Genomic DNA, 18,422 nt, shown 5'->3' on the forward strand with positions numbered 1-18,422 from the left:
TCATGAAAAAGACGAAAATTGTTTGTACTATCGGCCCGAAAACCGAATCTGAAGAGATGCTGAGCAAAATGCTGGATGCCGGCATGAACGTGATGCGTCTGAACTTCTCCCATGGCGACTATGCTGAGCACGGCCAGCGTATCCAGAACTTGCGCAACGTGATGAGCAAGACCGGCAAAAAAGCCGCTATTCTGCTGGATACCAAAGGTCCGGAAATCCGTACCATCAAACTGGAAGGCGGTAACGACGTTTCTCTGAAAGCGGGCCAGACCTTCACCTTCACCACCGACAAATCTGTTGTTGGTAACAGCGAAATCGTTGCAGTGACCTACGAAGGCTTCACCAGCGATCTGTCCGTCGGCAACACCGTGCTGGTGGATGATGGCCTGATCGGTATGGAAGTTACCGCTATCGAAGGTAACAAGGTTATCTGTAAAGTGCTGAACAACGGCGACCTGGGCGAAAACAAAGGCGTTAACCTGCCGGGCGTTTCTATCGCGCTGCCAGCACTGGCTGAAAAAGACAAACAGGACCTGATCTTTGGTTGCGAGCAAGGTGTTGATTTCGTTGCTGCATCCTTCATCCGTAAGCGTTCTGACGTGGTTGAGATCCGTGAGCACCTGAAAGCGCACGGCGGCGAGAAGATCCAGATCATCTCCAAAATCGAAAACCAGGAAGGCCTGAACAACTTCGACGAAATTCTCGAAGCGTCTGACGGCATCATGGTTGCACGTGGCGACCTGGGTGTTGAGATCCCGGTTGAAGAAGTGATCTTCGCGCAGAAGATGATGATCGAGAAATGCGTTCGCGCGCGTAAAGTGGTTATCACTGCAACGCAGATGCTGGACTCCATGATCAAAAACCCACGCCCTACCCGCGCTGAAGCAGGCGACGTGGCGAACGCCATCCTCGACGGTACCGATGCAGTGATGCTGTCCGGTGAGTCAGCGAAGGGTAAATACCCGCTGGAAGCGGTCGGCATCATGGCAACCATCTGCGAGCGTACTGACCGCGTGATGACCAGCCGTCTGGACTTCAACAACGACAGCCGCAAACTGCGCATCACCGAAGCTGTGTGCCGCGGTGCAGTTGAAACCGCTGAGAAACTGGACGCACCGCTGATCGTGGTAGCGACCCAGGGCGGTAAATCTGCTCGTGCAGTGCGTAAATACTTCCCGGATGCCACCATCCTGGCCCTGACCACCAATGAAACCACCGCGCGTCAGCTGGTGCTGAGCAAAGGCGTGGTTGCCCATCTGGTGAAAGAGATCGCGTCTACCGATGATTTCTACATTCAGGGTAAAGCGATGGCGCTGGAAAGCGGTCTGGCACAGAAAGGCGACGTTGTGGTGATGGTTTCTGGTGCCCTGGTTCCAGCAGGTACCACTAACACTGCATCTGTTCACGTACTGTAATAATTCCCGAACGAATTATTTTTTGATAGAAAGCGTCCTTCGGGGCGCTTTTTTTATTCCTGTCATTAGCCCTATCTATTCAAAAAGCAAATCGGGTTTTTCTATTTAATTGCGATTTATCTAAGATGAATCCGATGAAAAATGCCTTTTTTAACATGGCTTTTTCGACAAAAAGGCCAAATTCGTTGCTTCTTTGAGCGAACGATCAAAAATAGGCGTATTCCCATCAAAAAAATATTCTCAACCCAAAAAACTTTGTGTAATACTTGTAACGCTACATGGAGATTAACTCAATCTAGAGGGTATTAATAATGAATCGTACTAAACTGGTACTGGGCGCGGTAATCCTGGGTTCTACTCTGCTGGCAGGTTGCTCCAGCAACGCTAAAATCGATCAGCTGTCTTCTGACGTTCAGACTCTGAACGCTAAAGTTGACCAGCTGAGCAACGACGTGAACGCAATCCGTTCCGACGTTCAGGCTGCTAAAGACGACGCAGCTCGCGCTAACCAGCGTCTGGACAACCAGGCTACTAAATACCGTAAGTAATAGTACCTGTTAATAAAATGGCGCACATTGTGCGCCATTTTTTTTGCCTTCGTCAAACCCCTACTGCGTCACCCTCTCCCCTTCCTCTTCGGCTACCGCAGCTGACACCCGACTGTTCTGCACCGACAACACGCTGTTGCTTGCTGATGGACCACTACCGGCAGACACTGCCACCGGGATCCCCGCACGACGTGACAGGGCTTTATCGATAAGCGCTTTATCACTCCCCGATTGAGACACGAAGGTCGCGAAATCTTCAGAGTGGCTAATGGGCGCTACCTGTGGGTTTTCCCCCTCGACCTGCGCCAACGGACGGTGTACTTCGATGTAGCGTTTCCCGTCCGGCTCGACGGCAAACTTCACCGGCTCATTGATAATCTGGACCCGCGTGCCAACACGCACCTGCCCAAAAAGCGCTTTGATATCCGGCGCGTTCATCCGCATACAGCCTGAACTGACCCGTAAACCGACGCTGTCCGGCGCGCTGGTGCCGTGGATGAGATATTCACCGTTCCCTACGCCTAAACGCAGCGCAAAGCGTCCTAACGGGTTATTTGGCCCTGCTGGCACGACCGGCGGCAATTTAATTCCTTGCGCCAGAGAGCGCGCCCTGATGCCCGCTGTCGGTGTCCAGGTTGGATTAGGGATTTTCTGACTCACGCGGGTGGTCGTCACCGGCGTTTCCAGTCCCAGCTGCCCGATACCGAGCGGGAAGACCTGAACGATATTCTCCCCCGGCGGGAAATAGTAAAGCCGAAGCTCAGCCAGGTTGACCACGATCCCTTCCCGCGGGGTATCCGGCAGCAGCATTTGAGAAGGAATGGTGATCACCGTCCCCGGCGCGGGGTTCACCGGTGCAATGGTATTATTGGTTTCAAGAATAAGCTGAGCAGCCGTATTAAACCGGCGGGCAATGGCCTGCAGTTTATTGTCGCCTTCCTGAATCGTGTAGGTTTGATTTTGCCCAATCAGACGGCTGCCTGCGGGCGGCAACGGATAATCCACCGCCCGGGCCGAATTAAGCACACCGAGCGAACCAAGGAGTAATAGAGTTATTAGAGACGCGCGCTTCATACTGAGATTCCTTATTCACTGACAGAACGCCAGAAAGCTGAAAAACCAGCGAGGCGGGAACCACCTCGCGAAACAGAATGAATGCTGTTCTGTAAGTCTAGCTAAGGATTGCAGCTTTGGCGCGAATGCCGCGGATCATCGCTTCCAGTCCCTGGGATCGGGACGGGGTGAGATGTTGGGTGAGTGCCATTTTTTCGAACCAGGGACGAACATCAAAAGCGACAATGTCCTGCGCCGACATCTGGTGATAGAGAATAAAGACGACGGCAATAAGCCCTTTCACAATCGCAGCGTCGCTGTCGCCATGTAATTCGATAGTGCCATCGGCAGATTGCTTCATCACAATCCACACCTGGCTCTGGCAGCCCTGAATAATATTATCCGGGTTATGCGCCTCTTCGCTGAGCGGCGCTAAACGCTGCCCCAACTCAATAATATAGAGATATTTCTCTTCCCAGTTAGCGCAACGCCCGAAGTTGCGCAGCAATTTATCTTTATCCGGCAGTTCTGCCATCTTTCGCCTCTCCGTTAGCCCAGCAACTGGTGAATGCGCTTAAGCCCCGCCACCAGCCTGTCGACCTCTTCCGTTGTGTTGTACATCACCAGCGACGCGCGACACATTGCCGGCACCTGGTAAAACGCCATCAGGGGCATGACGCAGTGATGCCCGGTACGGACCGCCACGCCATAATTATCCAGAAAACTGCCCACGTCATAGGCGTGATGTTTACCCAGATTAAACGCAATCACACCCTGTCGGTCAGCCGGGCCGTATAAGGTTAAATCCGGTACGCTGGCAAGCTGGGCAAGCGCATAGTGCATCAGCAGCTGTTCATATTCCTGAATGGCATCAAGGCCAATCGCAGAAACGTAGGAGACCGCCGCCCCCAGCCCGATAATGCCCCCGGTGTTGGGCGTGCCCGCCTCAAAACGCCACGGCGCGCGGGCGTAGGTAGTCCCTTCTGAGAGGCTAACGGTGGCGATCATCGACCCGCCCCCTTCCCACGGCGGCATCGCCTGCAGGATGTCTTCTTTCACATACAGCACGCCAATCCCGGTCGGGCCGTAGAGTTTGTGTCCCGAGAAGACGTAGAAATCGCAGTCCAGCGCCTGGACATCAACCGCGTGGTGCATCACCGCCTGCGCGCCGTCAATCAGTACCTTCGCCCCTGCCTGATGGGCCTTTGCGATAATCTCCGCCACCGGGTTCTCAGTCCCCAGTACGTTAGAGACCTGGGTGACGGCCACCAGCCGCGTGCGCTCATCCAGCAACGCGTCAAGCTGCTCAAGCTGAAGCGTCCCGTCGGCATTCAACGGGATCACCCGCAGCTGCGCACCAACGCGCTCACAGAGCATTTGCCACGGCACGATATTGGCGTGGTGCTCCATTTGCGTGATGACGATGTTATCGCCCGCATGCACCTGTGCGTTGCCCCAGCTGTTGGCGACCAGGTTGATCCCTTCGGTGGTGCCGCGCACGAAGACCAGCTCTTCAGGCGATTGCGCATTGAGGAAAGCGGCAATCTGCGTGCGCACGTTTTCCATACGCTGGGTCGCCTCGGCGCTCAGGGTATGAATACCGCGATGCACGGCGGCATAGCCGTGACGATAGAATTCGGCTTCTGCATCCACCACCTGATTCGGTTTCTGCGCGCTGGCCGCGCTGTCCAGATAGGCCAGCGGCAGACCGTTCACTTCACGGGTCAGAACGGGAAAATCTGCCCGTACTTTCTCGACGGGAAAACTCATGCTTCGCCTCCAGGCAGACGCTGACCGATACGGGCCAGCACCTGCTGTTTTAACGCGCCATCGTGCAGCGCTTCCGTCAGCTCGGCGGCAAACGCGTAGATGATCATCTTCTGCGCCGCCTGCCGATCGATACCGCGGGAGCGCAGGTAGAACATCTGCTCATCGTCAATCCGCCCGACCGTCGCACCGTGGCTGCATTTCACGTCATCGGCGTAGATCTCCAGCTGCGGTTTGGTGTCCACTTCCGCCAGACGCCCCAGCAGCAGGTTGTTGTTGGTCATCTGTCCGTCGGTTTTAATGGCGTGCTGGGCCACGTTAATCAGGCCGTTAAACACCGCGCGCCCTTTGTCGCTGACGATCGTTTTATGCAGCTGACGGCTGTTGCAATAGCCTTTGTTGTGCTCAAGCCAGGTGCGCGTGTCGCACACTTCAGATTTGACCGGCATCGCCAGGCTGTTAATGCGTAGGGTGGTATTTTCACCGTTAAGCTGGGTGCTGGTATTGTGGCGCAGCACCGCGCTGCCGAGCAGGAAGCTATGGCTGTAGGCCGCGGCATCTTGCCCCAGTAAAATGTCGTTATGGGCAAAGTGGTGGCTCTGCGGGTTCTCAAACGCCAGCTTGATGTGGTGAAGCTGGGCATTGGCCGCCACATTCATCGTCAGACGCGAGCCGGTAAAGTGGCGCGTCTCGTTGAGGCTGACGTAATGTTCAATCACCGTGGCCTCTGCCCCCTCCCCCAGTTCAAGATGGTGGCGATAGTGCGCGGTGTTGATTTCGTCACCGTCCAGCCCCTGAGTGATGTGCATCAGCAGCAGCGGCTTCGCCGGACGCTGGTTATGTTTTACGCTGATATGCGTCACAGACTGCGCCAGACTTTCGGTGAGATGCAGGAAGACCTCCGGCTGTACCGGTGCGGCCAGACTCTGATGAACGTCATTCACGGCGATTTCAAAGCCGCTGTGTCGCGTCTCGTCACTGAGTTCCGGGTGAAACACGCCGTCGACAAAGACCAGACGCAGCGCATCCACAGGTAACGCCAGCCCGTCTCGCTGGGCCGGAGTGACGTCCGCCGAGCGCGTGACAAACTCGCCGTTCAGCAGGCCATCGAGCGGAGTGTATTTCCAGTTTTCGTGCTTACGGGTGGGCAGACCCAGACGCAGCATCTGCTGAAGGTGCTGCTGGGCCTGCTCTGAACGCGATTGCCCCTGCGTTTCAAACAGCCGGTGCCACTGCTGGAGTGCATTACTGCTGTTCGGTAAGCCAGCCATAACCCTGCTCCTCCAGTTGTTTAACCAGCGTGAAATCGCCGGATTTCACAATGCGCCCCTGGTAAAGCACGTGGACGTAGTCTGGTTTGATGTAGTCAAGAATGCGCTGGTAGTGGGTGACGATAATAAACGAGCGCTTGCCGTCACGCAGCGAGTTCACCCCGTCTGCGACAATCTTCAGGGCGTCGATGTCCAGGCCTGAATCGGTCTCATCAAGAATGCACAGCTCGGGCTCAAGCACCGCCATCTGCAGAATGTCGTTACGCTTTTTCTCACCGCCGGAGAAACCGACGTTCACCGAACGGGTCAGCAGGTCTTCCGGCATTTTCAGCAGCTTGATCTTCTCTTCCATCAGATCCTGGAAGTCGAAGCGGTCCAGCGCGTCGAGACCGCGATATTTGCGCACCGCGTTCAGCGCCGTCTGCAGGAAGAACTGATTGCTGACGCCCGGAATTTCTACCGGGTACTGGAAGGCCATAAAAATGCCCTCCCCGGCCCGCTCTTCCGGCGACATCTCCAGCAGATCTTTGCCGTTAAACTCGACGGAGCCGTGGGTGACTTCGTAATCTTCGCGTCCTGCCAGCGTCGCGGAAAGCGTACTTTTCCCGGAGCCGTTCGGCCCCATGATGGCGTGAACTTCACCCGGCTTGACGTCAAAATTGAGGCCACGCAGGATGGCTTTCTCTTCCACGCTAACCTGTAAATCTTTAATGCTTAACATGTGCTTTCCTTAACCGACGCTGTGTTCAAGACTAATGGCGAGGAGTTTTTGTGCTTCAACGGCGAATTCCAGCGGCAGTTCAGAGAACACGTCCTTACAGAAGCCGTTCACAATCATAGAAATGGCATCTTCTTCACTGATCCCGCGCTGCAGGCAGTAGAAGAGCTGGTCTTCCCCGATGCGCGACGTGGTCGCTTCGTGCTCAAGCTGGGCCGTGTTATTACGGCACTCGACGTACGGGAAGGTATGCGCGCCGCAGTCAGCGCCAATCAGCATCGAGTCACACTGGGTAAAGTTACGCGCGTTGGTGGCCGTCGGCATGATTTTCACCAGCCCGCGATAGCTGTTCTGGCTGTGCCCGGCGGAGATCCCTTTCGAAATAATGGTGGATTTGGTGTTTTTACCAATGTGGATCATCTTGGTGCCGGTATCGGCCTGCTGATGCCCGCTGGTCAGCGCCACCGAGTAAAACTCGCCGATGGAGTTATCCCCGCGCAGGATGCAGCTCGGATATTTCCAGGTAATGGCCGAGCCGGTTTCCGACTGGGTCCAGGACATCTTGCTGTTTTCGCCTTCACACAGCGCGCGCTTGGTAACGAAGTTCAAAATGCCGCCGGTATTACCGTCGCCCGGGAACCAGTTTTGCACCGTGGAGTATTTCACCTCAGCGTCTTTGTGGATGATGACTTCCACCACCGCCGCGTGCAGCTGATAGCTGTCGCGTACCGGGGCGGAACAGCCTTCGATATAGCTGACGTAGCTGCCTTCATCGGCCACCAGAATGGTACGTTCAAACTGGCCGGTTTTTTCCGCGTTGATACGGAAATAAGTTGACAGCTCCATCGGGCAACGTACGCCTTTTGGTACGTAAATAAAGGTACCGTCGGAGGCCACCGCTGCGTTGAGCGCTGCGAAGAAATTATCGTTAGAGGGCACCACGGTCCCAATGTACTTTTTCACCAGTTCCGGATGATCGTGAATCGCTTCGCCGAAGGAGCAGAAAATGATCCCCTGCTCTGCCAGCTTCTCGCGGTAGGTGGTCGCCACCGAGACGGAGTCGAAAATGGCGTCCACCGCCACCTCTCTTCCTTCGCGAACGGGCACGCCAAGCTGATTAAAGGCTTCTTCAACTTCTTTGCTCAGGAAGCTGTTTTCTGCGCCGGTTTGCTGTACCGCTCCCGGCTGCGAGGCGCAGGTGTCGTCACAGCTGCCGCAGGAGGGCGCGGAGTAGTAGCTGTAATCCTGATAGTTCAGCTTGTCGTAGTGCGCTTTCAGCCAGTGCGGCTCTTCCATTTCCAGCCAGGCGCGGAAGGCACTCAGACGAAATTCGAGCATCCATTCGGGTTCATTACGTTTGGCCGAGATCGCCCGCACGACATCTTCGTTGATGCCTTTCGCCAGCTCATCGGTCTGCAGCTGCGTGAAGAACCCTTCTTTATAATTCAGGTGTCCGCCGCTCCAGGTGTTCACATCACTCGTTGCTTCAGTATTACGAGACATAGTACCGCCTATACCCCAAAGCTTTCGCCGCAGCCGCATTCGTTCTGGGCTTTCGGGTTATGAAATTTGAATAACTGGTTTAAGCCTTCGCGGACGTAGTCCACTTCGGTGCCGTCAATAAAGGGCATCGCCTGCAGCGCAACGAACAGTTTCGCGCCATCGGTTTCGAAGACCAGGTCATCTTTCTCGGGTTCGGTGACGGTATCAAGCACGTAACCAAAACCTGCGCATCCGGTCTGTTTGACGCCTAAACGTACGCCGAGGATCTCGGGCTTTTTCGCCACCAGCTCGTGAATGTGTGCCGCCGCCGCTGGCGTGAGCGTTAAACCGCGCCAGGCAAAATCGGCCGGATTAAAGGTTTCTGAATGCAGTTCCATAGGTCCACCTCGTCTGAATAGCCATCAGGGCATAACACCATGTTAGTGATAACGATTATCACTTCAACCCCCTGTCAGTAGGGGCATCCGGGTAAACCGCCCTTTTTGGTTACTTTTATTAAGCATAGACCCTGTAGAAGGATGCAGGCAGGATGGATTTAATTGTTCAATGCATTGATAAATAATGCATTTCGCCGCGGCATTTGTGGCGATGAGGAGAAAAGTAAAATATGCATCGGAAATGCCTATTTTTAAGATAGCTTCTTTAGCTGTCGTAAACATAGTCAAACGAATGCGCTTTGGCGCACAGAAACAAGTGCTACCCCAGCAGCAAACAATCGGATAATCAGAGTCTTTTTCTGAAAATCATGCAGTCCCTCTGGATCACATTAACAATCGCTGTAGCATTAACCATACACATTTAATGGAAAATAGGTGTCATATGGCGTTACAGGGAAAGATGATTCTGAACGGCGCAGATTACGCGCCTTTCGATTTGTATGGGGTGGGCGTGTTCATGGCGCACTCAGGGTTGGGGGCCAGCAGAAACAATGCCAGTTGCGGACATGTCGCCAATACGGGTCCTATTCCCTTAGGGAAATACTGGATTGTAGATCGCAGGGAGGGTAACTGGTTTTCGCAAAAAAAAGAGGAAATTCACGATGGAGCTAACAGATTTATTGGCAGAAATGCTTTTGGTAAATCGGACTGGTTTGCTTTGTGGCGTGATGACTGGGGTATTGATGATTACACATGGGTAGAAAGCGTAAAACGTGGAAATTTCCGACTCCATCCAGGCACGGTTTCAAAAGGTTGCATAACTATCGCCAACATGTCTGATTTTGCGATGATTCATAACGCGCTAATGAATACATCACTTATTCAGGTCCCATGCATGAGGTCATTAATGGCGCGGGGATGGGTGGAGGTCGTAGCTGGTGGCTACATTAAAAAACCTTGCTCGTAGAGCATGTAAAATTATTTATTTTCTCATTTTATTACTCACTGTAGGTCATATACTACCAGGCCCTGAGATATATATTAACTATGATTTAGCCAGAACAACAGCAATGATTATCACCGGAAATGAGAGTGCAGAATCAATGTATGACGCCTACTCATTTATTGACTGGATTATAATGCTAATTATCATCATCCCTTTTTATATTATAACAATGAATTTAATCGAAAAAATAAGGAACTAATAAATGCCTATACCTCCCTATATGTGGCTTAAAGACGATGGCGGTGCAGATATCAAAGGATCTGTTGACGTACAAGATCGTGAAGGAAGTATTGAAATTATCGGCCTGAGCCACGGTATAAACTTGCCCGTTGACAGCGCAAACGGCAAAATCACCGGCACCCGCCAGCACTCATCCATGATGATTGAAAAAGAAGTTGATAGCGCTACACCATATCTTTACAAGGCTGCAGCAACCGGGCAGACGTTGAAAAGCGCAGAAATCAGGTTTTATCACATCAATGATGCAGGTCAGGAGGTTTGCTATTACACCGTTCTTATGGAGAATGTGAAATTAACGGGCGTCCACTGTAGCGTTCCAAATGTTAAGCTAGCGGGCAACGATAAAATGAATCATATTGAAAGTGTCAGCATTCAATATGAAAAAATCACCTGGAGAATTATTGACGGTAATATCCAATTTTCAGATGCATGGAATGAGCGCCATACAAGCTGAGTAATAATAAGGAGCACCGCCACCTATTCTTTTGTGAATTATCTGGTAATGGTGCTCATCCTTTCACGCTCCTGATGACGCCTCGGCACATTAAACATGCGAAGTTAACTTTTGCTCAGGAAGTGACAAAAACAAAAAAGGCCCTCAAGGCCTCTTACGATCAGTGATGAAATGAAACAGCAAACCCCTGTTCACGCCAGTGATCGAGCTGTTCCTGCTGGCGAGGTGTGGGGGATTTCCCCGTCCAGACGAAGATTTTTTGCCCCGGGAAGAGTTCAGGCCGCGGTGAATCGATGGGTTCAGCCAAGACGTCAATGTGCCAGCCCTTCTGCGATAAGCGCGCAGCTTCCAGCCACAGGTGGGTGCGGTCATCGCATTCCCAACCAATCAGGAGAGCATCTTTACCGGCTTTCTTGCGGGATTCCGCCAGGCTTGCAACCGCGAATTCGATCAGTACGCCGTCAAACAGACTCGCCATGTGACGCACGGTATTTTGGTCCTGGTTCATTCGCTGTCGGACCGGAGAAATAATGTTATCAATCAGCGCATCCATCGCATGATCGCGGCGGAATTCGCCGATTTTGGCACGCAGTTTACCCGGGCTGGCGTAACGCAGAACCGTCATCATCTCTTCCTGGAAAGAGACCCAGTTGCCCTGCGTCAGCTCTTCTTTATTTTCCAGTAACGCTTTGACTTTTCCGACCGAGACGCCGGTTTTCATCAGGCGCTTGATCTCTTCGATACGCAGGATATCCTCATCGTCAAACTGACGATGGCCCCCTTCGCTGCGTTGCGGCTTCAACAAACCATAACGGCGTTGCCAGGCGCGCAGCGTAACGGGGTTGATACCGCATCGTTCGGCGACTTCGCCGATACTGTAATAGGCCATTAACTCCCTCACGCTCAACACTTCCATACCTAACCGCACCAACCTTATCAGATTGTACAACGCATTTGTATAACCAACTCCCCGTTATGAGACAAGTGAAAGGGGTCAAATCCTTTCACTTGTTAATCTATTGTTGTCCAAATTTCTCTGTTCGTACAGTTAACTCTCGGGTGTCATGTACAGGTTTTTAGAAATCGTTCTTTTTTTCAGGCCAGGCAACAGCCGGGATCCCGCCCAGACGCGGGCTGGCAAAAAGATGCCCCTGAAACTGCGAAATCCCGGCGGATTCCAGCCACATCCACTCCTCAGCCAGTTCAACCCCCACCGCGCAGAACTGGATTTCCAGGGACGCGCAGCATTTGATGATGGCTTGTACAATCGCCTGGCGCGGGCCGCTTTTGTGCACGTTGGCGATCAAATCCCGATTAATCTTAATTCTGTCCGGCTGGAACTGCGCCAGCAGCTGCAGCCCGGCAAACCCTGCGCCAAAGTGATCGATCGTCACGCTGATACCCGCGCTCTTTAACTGCCTGACTGAATGTGTAAATTCGTCAAAGCGGGAGATCGCTTCACTCTCTGTGAACTCGACAACGATCTGTTCCGGCACAAAACCATTCGCCTCAATGACCGTGAGCAGGAAATCAACCGCGTTAGGCACGTTAACCAGCGTCATCGGCAGCAGATTGAGGGACAGCGTTTGGGTGTGTAGCCCCAGCGCGCTGGCCATCGACAGTGCCACCTGCTTGCTCTTCAGATCGGCCTCATAAAGCGCGTCTTGCGGCAGAGTCTGAAAATAGGCAGCAGGTGAGTCCCCTTCGGGCGTACGAATCAGCGCTTCCCAGGAGACAATCTGTTGCATAAAGGGATCGACGATGGGTTGAAACGCAAAGCTGCACTCTGCACCTTTTGCCACAACCTCTGACTGCGCGGATAAGGGCGTCTCTTCGGAAATAAATTCCCAGCTGTTCGCCGGAGGCAGTTCAAAATAGTTGGCTTTTTCTGTGGCCTCAACGAAGGTGCGGAAAAACTGCAGGGCACGGTCGCTATACGTCAACCGGTACCTCGTCGTCCCTTTATCAAGCACCTGCTGGAGCACTTCGTCTGTATCAAATTGACGCAAATCGAAAAGCTCCATACCCACATTGCCAAAGCGTCGGAAGGGACCATGATCGCACATGAGTTCCACCACATTATGATGTCGCGGGTCACGGCAGATATGCTGATAGATGGCCGTCACATTATCAACTGGCCCTTCAAGTAACTGGAAAAAATGTGTGCCGTTAAACAGCAAGATCCCCGTGACATCGGAGTGCCGATTTTTACGATTTGCAGCAGCTACCATTTCTTCCAGCGCTTTCACCGGAACGTCCTCGCAGATATGACTGCGGTAAATGATGGTTGTTAGCATGCTATTCCTGGGGGTTTATAGGTTCGGCCACGAAAAGATCGTGGATAGAGTGTTGTTATAGCACATTCATTGCTTAACAAATAATTTACACGTCAATGATTTAGCGCATTTACAAAGCCGGGTTTTGGTGTTGTACAACTCTCTGAGCACAATCGAGATTGTACAATATATCCTGCAACGATAACGCTGAATGATACAATCACAACCAACTGATATTTATAAAAATTATAAAATATATCAAGAAAAATCTAAAAATCTGTACATTTTGAATGTACAGATTTGAAAAATATGTATACCTTAATTGTAACGTTACTGATTACGGATATTTACAGGAGCGAAACATGAACCAGAACGGTTATGTCGCAGATTCAGCAGCAGCAATCGCGCAGTACTTCGAGAAAGCCGCGCTACCTACTCAGCAGGAGACGCTGGGTCAGGTGGTTGTTGAAATTCTTAGCGACGGGCGACATCTCAATCGCAAATCGCTCTGTACCAAACTTTTAAGTCGTCTCGAAAGGGCTGAAGGCCCGGAAGAGGAACAGCATTATCACATGCTGCTTGGACTGCTTTTCGAACGGTAACGTGATGAACAGTAGTGACGCAGATCGCCTGATCGACCAGCTAATCGGTGAAGCCGTTCTTTCTCTTCTGAGAGAGCGTGGCCCCGTGACAACCGAAGGTCTTATCCAGCGTCTGCGCAATATGAAAGCACATGAAAAGGATCCCCAGCGGCGGGAGACACTTGCGAGGGTGATTGCCGAAATCGGTTCAAATGACCCCGCCTTTAAACGTCGCAGAACCGCACACGGACGACCAAAAAGAGAGGGATCTCTCAGAGAGAGTCGAGACAATGTAGTGCCGTTATTTGGTAATGGAAAACCGTCCGATCCAAAGAAGATACATTGACTGCAACCATACAGCTACGGTGAGAACAAATGAGACAAAATATTCAGCTTCAACCCGAATTTCATTCTGCCTTTCTAGACAGTGCGTTATCGGAGTACTTCCGTCATGCAGGCGAACGTTTTGCTGAAGAGTCCGCTGTTTTTTCTACTGCAGTACGCTGTGTCCTTGCCTCTGAAGGGCATCTGACCAATAAGGCCATTATCCTTTGGCTGATCCAGACGCTGGAAGCCACTGACGATGTCGTTCAGGCAGATGTGATCCGCAAGACGCTGGAAATCGTCGTCGGCTACACCATGGACGATCTTTGACCCCCTCCTCCTCCCAAAAAAGCGAGCGTGTCATCGTCAATTCTGACGAACAGCCTGACGATGACACGCACTCCTTCCATAACACCCTGTAAATCAAGCACAAGCAATGTGGCATGGTTCCTGCTTAAGCCAATAAGGGACTGGGCTTTCCAGTTAAACATTGCTTCATTTCTTAACAGGTCTGTTATTGATGAAAAAAATCGCCAGCGTCTGCCCGTACTGCGGTGCAGGCTGCAAACTTAACCTCGTCGTTGAAAATAACCGTATTATCCGAGCCGAAGCAGCAGACGGCGTCACCAATCAGGGCACGCTTTGCCTGAAAGGATTCTACGGCTGGGATTTCCTTAACGACACCCGCCTGCTCACCCCCCGCCTGACGCAGCCCATGATCCGCTACCACAAAGGAGAGGCGCTTACCCCCGTCACCTGGGAAGAGGCCATTCGCTATACCGCTCACAGGCTCAAGAGCATCAAAGAACAGTTCGGTCCACGGTCAATCATGACCACCGGCTCCTCGCGAGGAACGGGTAATGAGACCAACTATGTCATGCAGAAATTCGCCCGTGCCGTGCTTAATACCAACAACGTTGATTGCTGTGCACGCGTCTGCCATGGCCCTTCGGTTGCCGGTTTGCAGGAGACGCTCGGTAACGGCGCCATGAGTAACTCGATCAACGACATTGAAAACTCAAAATGCCTGCTGGTGTTCGGCTATAACTGCGCAGACTCTCACCCTATCGTCGCCCGGCGCGTGCTGAAAGCGCGTGAGAATGGCGCAAAAATCATCGTCTGCGATCCGCGTCGCATTGAAACGGCACGCATTGCCGATCAGCATCTTCAGCTGAAAAACGGCAGCAACATGGCGCTGGTGAATGCCTTTGGCTATGTGCTGCTGGAAGAGGAACTGTACGACAAAAACTACGTCGCACGTTTTACGGAAGGGCTGGAGGCGTACCGACAGATCGTCAAAGATTATGCGCCAGAGCGCGTGGAGCATCTGACGGGCATCCCCGCGCGCGATGTGCGCCAGGCAATGCGCACGTTCGCGGCGGCACCGTCAGCGACGGTAATGTGGGGGATGGGTGTTACCCAGTTTGGTCAGGCGGTCGATGTGGTGAAAGGCCTTTCCAGCCTGGCGCTGCTGACGGGCAACCTGGGCCGTCCGGCGGTCGGCGTTGGCCCGGTGCGCGGGCAAAACAACGTTCAGGGCGCGTGTGACATGGGCGTTCTGCCCAATATGTTCCCCGGCTATCAGGAGGTAACGGACCCGGCGGTCAGACAGAAATTTGCCGATGCGTGGAAGATAGACGTCAGCAGAATGGACGATCGCGTCGGAACGCGCATCACCGAAGTGCCGCATCTTGCGCTGGAAGGTAAAGTCAAAGCGTATTACATCATGGGGGAAGATCCGCTTCAGACAGAAGCCGATCTCGGTCTGGTCCGTCGCGGTTTCGACGCGCTCGATTTTGTGGTGGTTCAGGACATCTTTATGACCAAAACGGCGGAAGTGGCGGATGTGCTGTTACCGGCCACCTCATGGGGTGAACACGGCGGCGTCTTTACCTGCGCCGATCGCGGCTTCCAGCGCTTCGGAAAAGCTATTGAGGCCCGCGGCAACGTGAAGCGCGACTGGGAGATCATCAGCCTGCTGGCGACGGAGATGGGCTACCCGATGCATTACGACGACAACCAGCAGATCTGGGACGAAATGCGCGAACTGTGCCCGCTGTTCTATGGCGTGACCTACGCAAAAATGGGCGAGATGGGCCATGTTCAGTGGCCGTGCCCGACGCTCGATCACCCCGGTACGCCCTACCTGTACAAGGACAATCAGTTCGACACCCCAACGGGCAAAGGGCAGCTTTTTGCCGCCGCCTGGCGCGCGCCAGCGGAAACCCCGGATGAGGAATACCCGCTGGTGCTGTGCACGGTACGCGAGGTGGGGCACTACTCCTGTCGCTCCATGACCGGAAACTGCGCGGCGCTGCAAAGCCTGGCCGACGAGCCTGGACGCGTCCAGATGAACCCCGCCGATGCCCATAGACTGGGAATTGCAGACGGCCAACTGGTTTGGGTACGTTCACGCCGGGGTAAAGTGATAACCCGCGCCAGCATTAGCGAACGCATCAACGCCGGGGCCGTCTACATGACCTATCAGTGGTGGATTGGCGCCTGCAACGAGCTGACCCAGGATAACCTCGACCCCGTCTCCAAAACGCCGGAAACGAAGTATTGCGCGGTGCAGCTGGAGGCGATTGAGGATCAGCGCTGGGCCGAGGACTTTGCGGCGTCGGCCTACCAGTCCATGAAGTCGCGGTTAATCAGTGCGGTAAACGTGTGAATGTACTGCCGGGCGGCGCTACGCTTGCCCGGCATATTCTCTGCAGCAATATCAAATTACCGCTCATGCATAATTATTTTCCAGGTAATCGCGCAGCGGGTTTGGCCGACTCTTTTTCTCCATTAACCTTCTGAGCAGAACGATCAACTCGTAATCACTGCGCAGGTTAAACTTCTGCATCATCATATATTTATGGGTAAAGACCGTTTTATCACTCATCTTTAATATGTTGGCGGTCTGCACAACCGAGTGTCCCTGATAGAAATTCACCATAATTCGAATCTGTTGCGGTGACAGGACTTTATGTTGGCATTCGAAACAGGATTTTTTATTCCAGGCGTAGCCCGGTAATTGCGTCCTGAACAAGGCGATAAACAATGCCCCGCTTATACGATCGAGCGAAGCGCGGCGAGAGAGAAAAATAATGTCCTGAAAGCAGGAGGGTAACGCGGAAAAACGGTGCTCATCATCCACCAGACCTATCACAATCCCTTTTTCCCGGACCTGTAATTCAGGAAAACAGGTCAGCGTTTCCCCCTGACAGAGCGAAAGGACAATAATATCCGCCTGAATGACGTTGTCCTCGGTCAGGCCAGCGTAAAAATGGATGGATCGATGAAAATTATGCTCAAAAAAATCTTCGAAAAAATACCGCAGCCCGGCCTGAAAAAATAAATCCGTTTCCTGAATCAGGATATTCAACATAGCTCCCCCACGTCTCATGATAAATGCGCTTTCCGGCATTCAGTTGTATTGCATCGTCATCACAACAACCGCGCTGATGCTTCCCGGCGTCGCGCCACCGGCCTGGGATATCACCGATGCCTGCATGGGCATGCTGGCCGTTCGGTCGGCGGCGATATTTTGCGTCATGCTGGAGCCCGTTCCTTTGAGCGTGCCGGTCCCCGCCTCACGCATGGCCACCGCCACGTTCGTTGCCGAGCCGCTGTTCATGTAGTAGTCCGCCCCGGCTACCGGATCGGGGTTTCCGGTGAAGGAGACCGTCACGCTGCGCGTCCCCGCGGGACATTGCGTAAACTGCAGATTAAACGTCACTGGGTCGGAGGATGATCCTGGCGTCACCATGTTTGTCGCCTGAATATTGCCGAGATTAATATCCAGCTGCGTATTTCCGCCATTAAATATGCAGGGCGAGGCCACAATATTTCCCGTCACGTCAAGATTCACGTTATCGGCGGAAAAAGCCCTCCAGCTCAATAAGGCGAGAAAGGCCAGTTTCTTGTGCGATATTTTCATCATTTACCTGCTACTGGTAGGTCAAATTAAGCGTGGCAGAGGCATTGGCCGCGCCGGATTCGACAGACGTTAACGTCTGGTAATATCGCGCCGTAAACGGCAGCGTCTCTAGTCCACCCGAAGATTGTTTTAATAGCAGGCGGCTATTCAGCACCAGCGGCGTTCCGTTATATAAAAGTTGCACGCCCACGCCTTTTGCCGTACCGGTCATCCCCTGTCCCGTTAGCGCCATTACGCTGGTATTGGTGCTGTCCGGGTTCTGAATTCCACCAAGCGAAACGCTAATATTGGTTCCGGGGGTGCAGGTTAACCCCAGATTTTGCGTATTCTGCGCGCCCGTGGGGGTGGTGCCGATCGCCGTGCCAAACGCTGAGGCGGAGATATCGCCAATGGGGAACGTCAGCTGAGGCGTGGTAATACTGCATGCAAGCGCGTTAATCGTCCCGCTGGTGAGCTGGGTCGTCAGGCCGTCGCGGTAGACGCCGTCGCTCCCCTGAAGCGTCACTACGCCTATGACTCCCGGCGTTAAGGCACCTGACGATACCTGACCGGTGACCACCAGCTCAACTCTACCGCCGTACCAGTCAACATAGGAGGTCTGCGCATTATAAGAAAACGTATTGGTCGGATTCTCAAAGTAGTTATTCGAAGAAAAACGAATACCCACTCCGCTGATATTGGTGTTGTAAACATGGTTGCCATAGCTGCTCAACGTGGCGTTGTTATAGCGCATGCTAAATCCGAGCATTAATGGATTACTGCACCCGGTAAGATAGGATCCCGTATAGGTGGCCGCGCCGGAAAATATCACCGTCCCGACAGGTGCATCGCGCTGGACATTAATCGTGCCCACCGACAGCGTGGACACTTGCGGTGTTATTGTCGTGCAGGTCCCTGCACGCACGCTGTTATTCCAGCCGGTGAGTAAACAGAGCAGTAAAATAGCCTGAATGAATTTCAT

The 18,422-nt window shown here is 53.0% G+C and carries 20 protein-coding genes; 8 read left to right on the forward strand and 12 right to left on the reverse strand.

Annotated elements, in window-relative coordinates; all coding sequences use genetic code 11:
• Nucleotides 1-2 precede the first annotated feature (2 nt).
• On the forward strand, nucleotides 3-1,415 hold the full coding sequence (gene pykF / locus AC2T6E_RS03840; protein ID WP_010430242.1) for a pyruvate kinase PykF: 1,413 nt from the start codon (nucleotides 3-5) through the stop codon (nucleotides 1,413-1,415).
• Nucleotides 1,416-1,726: 311 nt separating this feature from the next.
• A complete protein-coding gene (gene lpp / locus AC2T6E_RS03845; protein WP_010430241.1) occupies nucleotides 1,727-1,963 on the forward strand; it encodes a murein lipoprotein Lpp in 237 nt (78 codons plus the stop codon).
• A gap of 60 nt (nucleotides 1,964-2,023) precedes the next feature.
• Here the strand turns inward: lpp and ldtE are convergent, their stop codons facing one another.
• The 7 genes from ldtE to sufA all read right to left on the reverse strand — a co-directional run bounded on the left by ldtE (nucleotide 2,024) and on the right by sufA (nucleotide 8,652).
• Complete coding sequence (gene ldtE, locus AC2T6E_RS03850) at nucleotides 2,024-3,037, reverse strand: L,D-transpeptidase LdtE (protein WP_120158827.1); 1,014 nt, start codon at nucleotides 3,035-3,037, stop codon at nucleotides 2,024-2,026.
• Nucleotides 3,038-3,134: 97 nt separating this feature from the next.
• The gene (sufE, locus tag AC2T6E_RS03855; protein ID WP_108416839.1) at nucleotides 3,135-3,551 is read right to left on the reverse strand and encodes a cysteine desulfuration protein SufE; all 417 of its coding nucleotides are present in this window, start codon (nucleotides 3,549-3,551) and stop codon (nucleotides 3,135-3,137) included.
• A gap of 14 nt (nucleotides 3,552-3,565) precedes the next feature.
• Entirely contained in the window at nucleotides 3,566-4,786 is a 1,221-nt protein-coding gene (sufS, locus tag AC2T6E_RS03860; RefSeq protein ID WP_486690619.1) for a cysteine desulfurase SufS, read from the reverse strand.
• The gene (gene sufD, locus AC2T6E_RS03865) at nucleotides 4,783-6,054 is read right to left on the reverse strand and encodes a Fe-S cluster assembly protein SufD (RefSeq protein ID WP_486690621.1); all 1,272 of its coding nucleotides are present in this window, start codon (nucleotides 6,052-6,054) and stop codon (nucleotides 4,783-4,785) included. Before sufD ends, sufS begins: the two co-directional genes overlap by 4 nt.
• Nucleotides 6,029-6,775 (reverse strand): Fe-S cluster assembly ATPase SufC, encoded by a 747-nt coding sequence (sufC, locus tag AC2T6E_RS03870; protein WP_238460212.1) that lies wholly within the window; start codon nucleotides 6,773-6,775, stop codon nucleotides 6,029-6,031. Before sufC ends, sufD begins: the two co-directional genes overlap by 26 nt.
• Before the next feature lie 9 nt (nucleotides 6,776-6,784).
• Nucleotides 6,785-8,275: a Fe-S cluster assembly protein SufB gene (gene sufB, locus AC2T6E_RS03875; protein WP_010430231.1), complete on the reverse strand. Its 1,491-nt coding sequence runs from the start codon at nucleotides 8,273-8,275 to the stop codon at nucleotides 6,785-6,787.
• Nucleotides 8,276-8,283: 8 nt separating this feature from the next.
• Nucleotides 8,284-8,652 carry a Fe-S cluster assembly scaffold SufA gene (gene sufA, locus AC2T6E_RS03880; protein ID WP_010430228.1) on the reverse strand — a complete coding sequence of 123 codons (369 nt, stop codon included), beginning with the start codon at nucleotides 8,650-8,652 and terminating at the stop codon, nucleotides 8,284-8,286.
• 442 nt (nucleotides 8,653-9,094) lie between these two features.
• On the opposite strand from sufA, the gene AC2T6E_RS03885 reads away from it, so the two are divergent.
• Nucleotides 9,095-9,619 (forward strand): DUF2778 domain-containing protein, encoded by a 525-nt coding sequence (locus AC2T6E_RS03885; protein WP_214594116.1) that lies wholly within the window; start codon nucleotides 9,095-9,097, stop codon nucleotides 9,617-9,619.
• A gap of 241 nt (nucleotides 9,620-9,860) precedes the next feature.
• Complete coding sequence (locus AC2T6E_RS03890) at nucleotides 9,861-10,352, forward strand: Hcp family type VI secretion system effector (RefSeq protein ID WP_148399478.1); 492 nt, start codon at nucleotides 9,861-9,863, stop codon at nucleotides 10,350-10,352.
• A 160-nt stretch (nucleotides 10,353-10,512) separates the two neighbouring features.
• Here the strand turns inward: AC2T6E_RS03890 and AC2T6E_RS03895 are convergent, their stop codons facing one another.
• Nucleotides 10,513-11,241 carry a MerR family transcriptional regulator gene (locus tag AC2T6E_RS03895; protein WP_211445937.1) on the reverse strand — a complete coding sequence of 243 codons (729 nt, stop codon included), beginning with the start codon at nucleotides 11,239-11,241 and terminating at the stop codon, nucleotides 10,513-10,515.
• A gap of 187 nt (nucleotides 11,242-11,428) precedes the next feature.
• Entirely contained in the window at nucleotides 11,429-12,649 is a 1,221-nt protein-coding gene (locus AC2T6E_RS03900; RefSeq protein ID WP_214604935.1) for a diguanylate phosphodiesterase, read from the reverse strand.
• A gap of 341 nt (nucleotides 12,650-12,990) precedes the next feature.
• Here AC2T6E_RS03900 and ycgZ point away from each other — a divergent pair, with 341 nt between their 5' ends.
• From ycgZ to fdhF, 4 genes are all read left to right on the forward strand, one after another.
• A complete protein-coding gene (gene ycgZ, locus AC2T6E_RS03905) occupies nucleotides 12,991-13,230 on the forward strand; it encodes a regulatory protein YcgZ (protein WP_010430219.1) in 240 nt (79 codons plus the stop codon).
• 4 nt (nucleotides 13,231-13,234) lie between these two features.
• Nucleotides 13,235-13,555, forward strand: a complete 321-nt coding sequence (locus AC2T6E_RS03910) for a hypothetical protein (protein WP_120158838.1) — start codon at nucleotides 13,235-13,237, stop codon at nucleotides 13,553-13,555.
• A 29-nt stretch (nucleotides 13,556-13,584) separates the two neighbouring features.
• Nucleotides 13,585-13,863 carry a biofilm development regulator YmgB/AriR family protein gene (locus tag AC2T6E_RS03915; protein WP_010430215.1) on the forward strand — a complete coding sequence of 93 codons (279 nt, stop codon included), beginning with the start codon at nucleotides 13,585-13,587 and terminating at the stop codon, nucleotides 13,861-13,863.
• Nucleotides 13,864-14,053: 190 nt separating this feature from the next.
• Nucleotides 14,054-16,204 carry a formate dehydrogenase subunit alpha gene (gene fdhF / locus AC2T6E_RS03920; RefSeq protein WP_486690627.1) on the forward strand — a complete coding sequence of 717 codons (2,151 nt, stop codon included), beginning with the start codon at nucleotides 14,054-14,056 and terminating at the stop codon, nucleotides 16,202-16,204.
• 63 nt (nucleotides 16,205-16,267) lie between these two features.
• Here fdhF and AC2T6E_RS03925 read toward each other — a convergent pair whose 3' ends face one another.
• The 3 genes from AC2T6E_RS03925 to AC2T6E_RS03935 are packed head-to-tail and all read right to left on the reverse strand — an operon-like array spanning nucleotide 16,268 to nucleotide 18,422.
• A complete protein-coding gene (locus tag AC2T6E_RS03925) occupies nucleotides 16,268-16,909 on the reverse strand; it encodes a helix-turn-helix transcriptional regulator (RefSeq protein ID WP_337256220.1) in 642 nt (213 codons plus the stop codon).
• Between the two features lie 39 nt (nucleotides 16,910-16,948).
• A complete protein-coding gene (locus AC2T6E_RS03930) occupies nucleotides 16,949-17,461 on the reverse strand; it encodes a fimbrial protein (RefSeq protein ID WP_108416829.1) in 513 nt (170 codons plus the stop codon).
• A 10-nt stretch (nucleotides 17,462-17,471) separates the two neighbouring features.
• On the reverse strand, nucleotides 17,472-18,422 hold the full coding sequence (locus tag AC2T6E_RS03935; RefSeq protein ID WP_253179212.1) for a fimbrial protein: 951 nt from the start codon (nucleotides 18,420-18,422) through the stop codon (nucleotides 17,472-17,474).

It is taken from the genome of Enterobacter sp. B79-1 (assembly GCF_057444735.1).

Excerpts from the sequence above, each read along its gene's own strand:
- AC2T6E_RS03930 (WP_108416829.1), bottom strand. The coding sequence starts at position 17,461 with ATGAAAATATCGCACAAGAAACTGGCCTTTCTCGCCTTATTGAGCTGG.
- AC2T6E_RS03915 (WP_010430215.1), top strand. The coding sequence starts at position 13,585 with ATGAGACAAAATATTCAGCTTCAACCCGAATTTCATTCTGCCTTTCTA.
- sufS (WP_486690619.1), bottom strand. The coding sequence starts at position 4,786 with ATGAGTTTTCCCGTCGAGAAAGTACGGGCAGATTTTCCCGTTCTGACC.
- AC2T6E_RS03885 (WP_214594116.1), top strand. The coding sequence starts at position 9,095 with ATGGCGTTACAGGGAAAGATGATTCTGAACGGCGCAGATTACGCGCCT.
- AC2T6E_RS03895 (WP_211445937.1), bottom strand. The coding sequence starts at position 11,241 with ATGGCCTATTACAGTATCGGCGAAGTCGCCGAACGATGCGGTATCAAC.
- sufA (WP_010430228.1), bottom strand. The coding sequence starts at position 8,652 with ATGGAACTGCATTCAGAAACCTTTAATCCGGCCGATTTTGCCTGGCGC.
- sufB (WP_010430231.1), bottom strand. The coding sequence starts at position 8,275 with ATGTCTCGTAATACTGAAGCAACGAGTGATGTGAACACCTGGAGCGGC.
- AC2T6E_RS03910 (WP_120158838.1), top strand. The coding sequence starts at position 13,235 with ATGAACAGTAGTGACGCAGATCGCCTGATCGACCAGCTAATCGGTGAA.
- AC2T6E_RS03900 (WP_214604935.1), bottom strand. The coding sequence starts at position 12,649 with ATGCTAACAACCATCATTTACCGCAGTCATATCTGCGAGGACGTTCCG.
- sufE (WP_108416839.1), bottom strand. The coding sequence starts at position 3,551 with ATGGCAGAACTGCCGGATAAAGATAAATTGCTGCGCAACTTCGGGCGT.
- AC2T6E_RS03935 (WP_253179212.1), bottom strand. The coding sequence starts at position 18,422 with ATGAAATTCATTCAGGCTATTTTACTGCTCTGTTTACTCACCGGCTGG.
- fdhF (WP_486690627.1), top strand. The coding sequence starts at position 14,054 with ATGAAAAAAATCGCCAGCGTCTGCCCGTACTGCGGTGCAGGCTGCAAA.
- AC2T6E_RS03925 (WP_337256220.1), bottom strand. The coding sequence starts at position 16,909 with ATGTTGAATATCCTGATTCAGGAAACGGATTTATTTTTTCAGGCCGGG.
- lpp (WP_010430241.1), top strand. The coding sequence starts at position 1,727 with ATGAATCGTACTAAACTGGTACTGGGCGCGGTAATCCTGGGTTCTACT.
- ycgZ (WP_010430219.1), top strand. The coding sequence starts at position 12,991 with ATGAACCAGAACGGTTATGTCGCAGATTCAGCAGCAGCAATCGCGCAG.
- sufD (WP_486690621.1), bottom strand. The coding sequence starts at position 6,054 with ATGGCTGGCTTACCGAACAGCAGTAATGCACTCCAGCAGTGGCACCGG.
- sufC (WP_238460212.1), bottom strand. The coding sequence starts at position 6,775 with ATGTTAAGCATTAAAGATTTACAGGTTAGCGTGGAAGAGAAAGCCATC.
- pykF (WP_010430242.1), top strand. The coding sequence starts at position 3 with ATGAAAAAGACGAAAATTGTTTGTACTATCGGCCCGAAAACCGAATCT.
- AC2T6E_RS03890 (WP_148399478.1), top strand. The coding sequence starts at position 9,861 with ATGCCTATACCTCCCTATATGTGGCTTAAAGACGATGGCGGTGCAGAT.
- ldtE (WP_120158827.1), bottom strand. The coding sequence starts at position 3,037 with ATGAAGCGCGCGTCTCTAATAACTCTATTACTCCTTGGTTCGCTCGGT.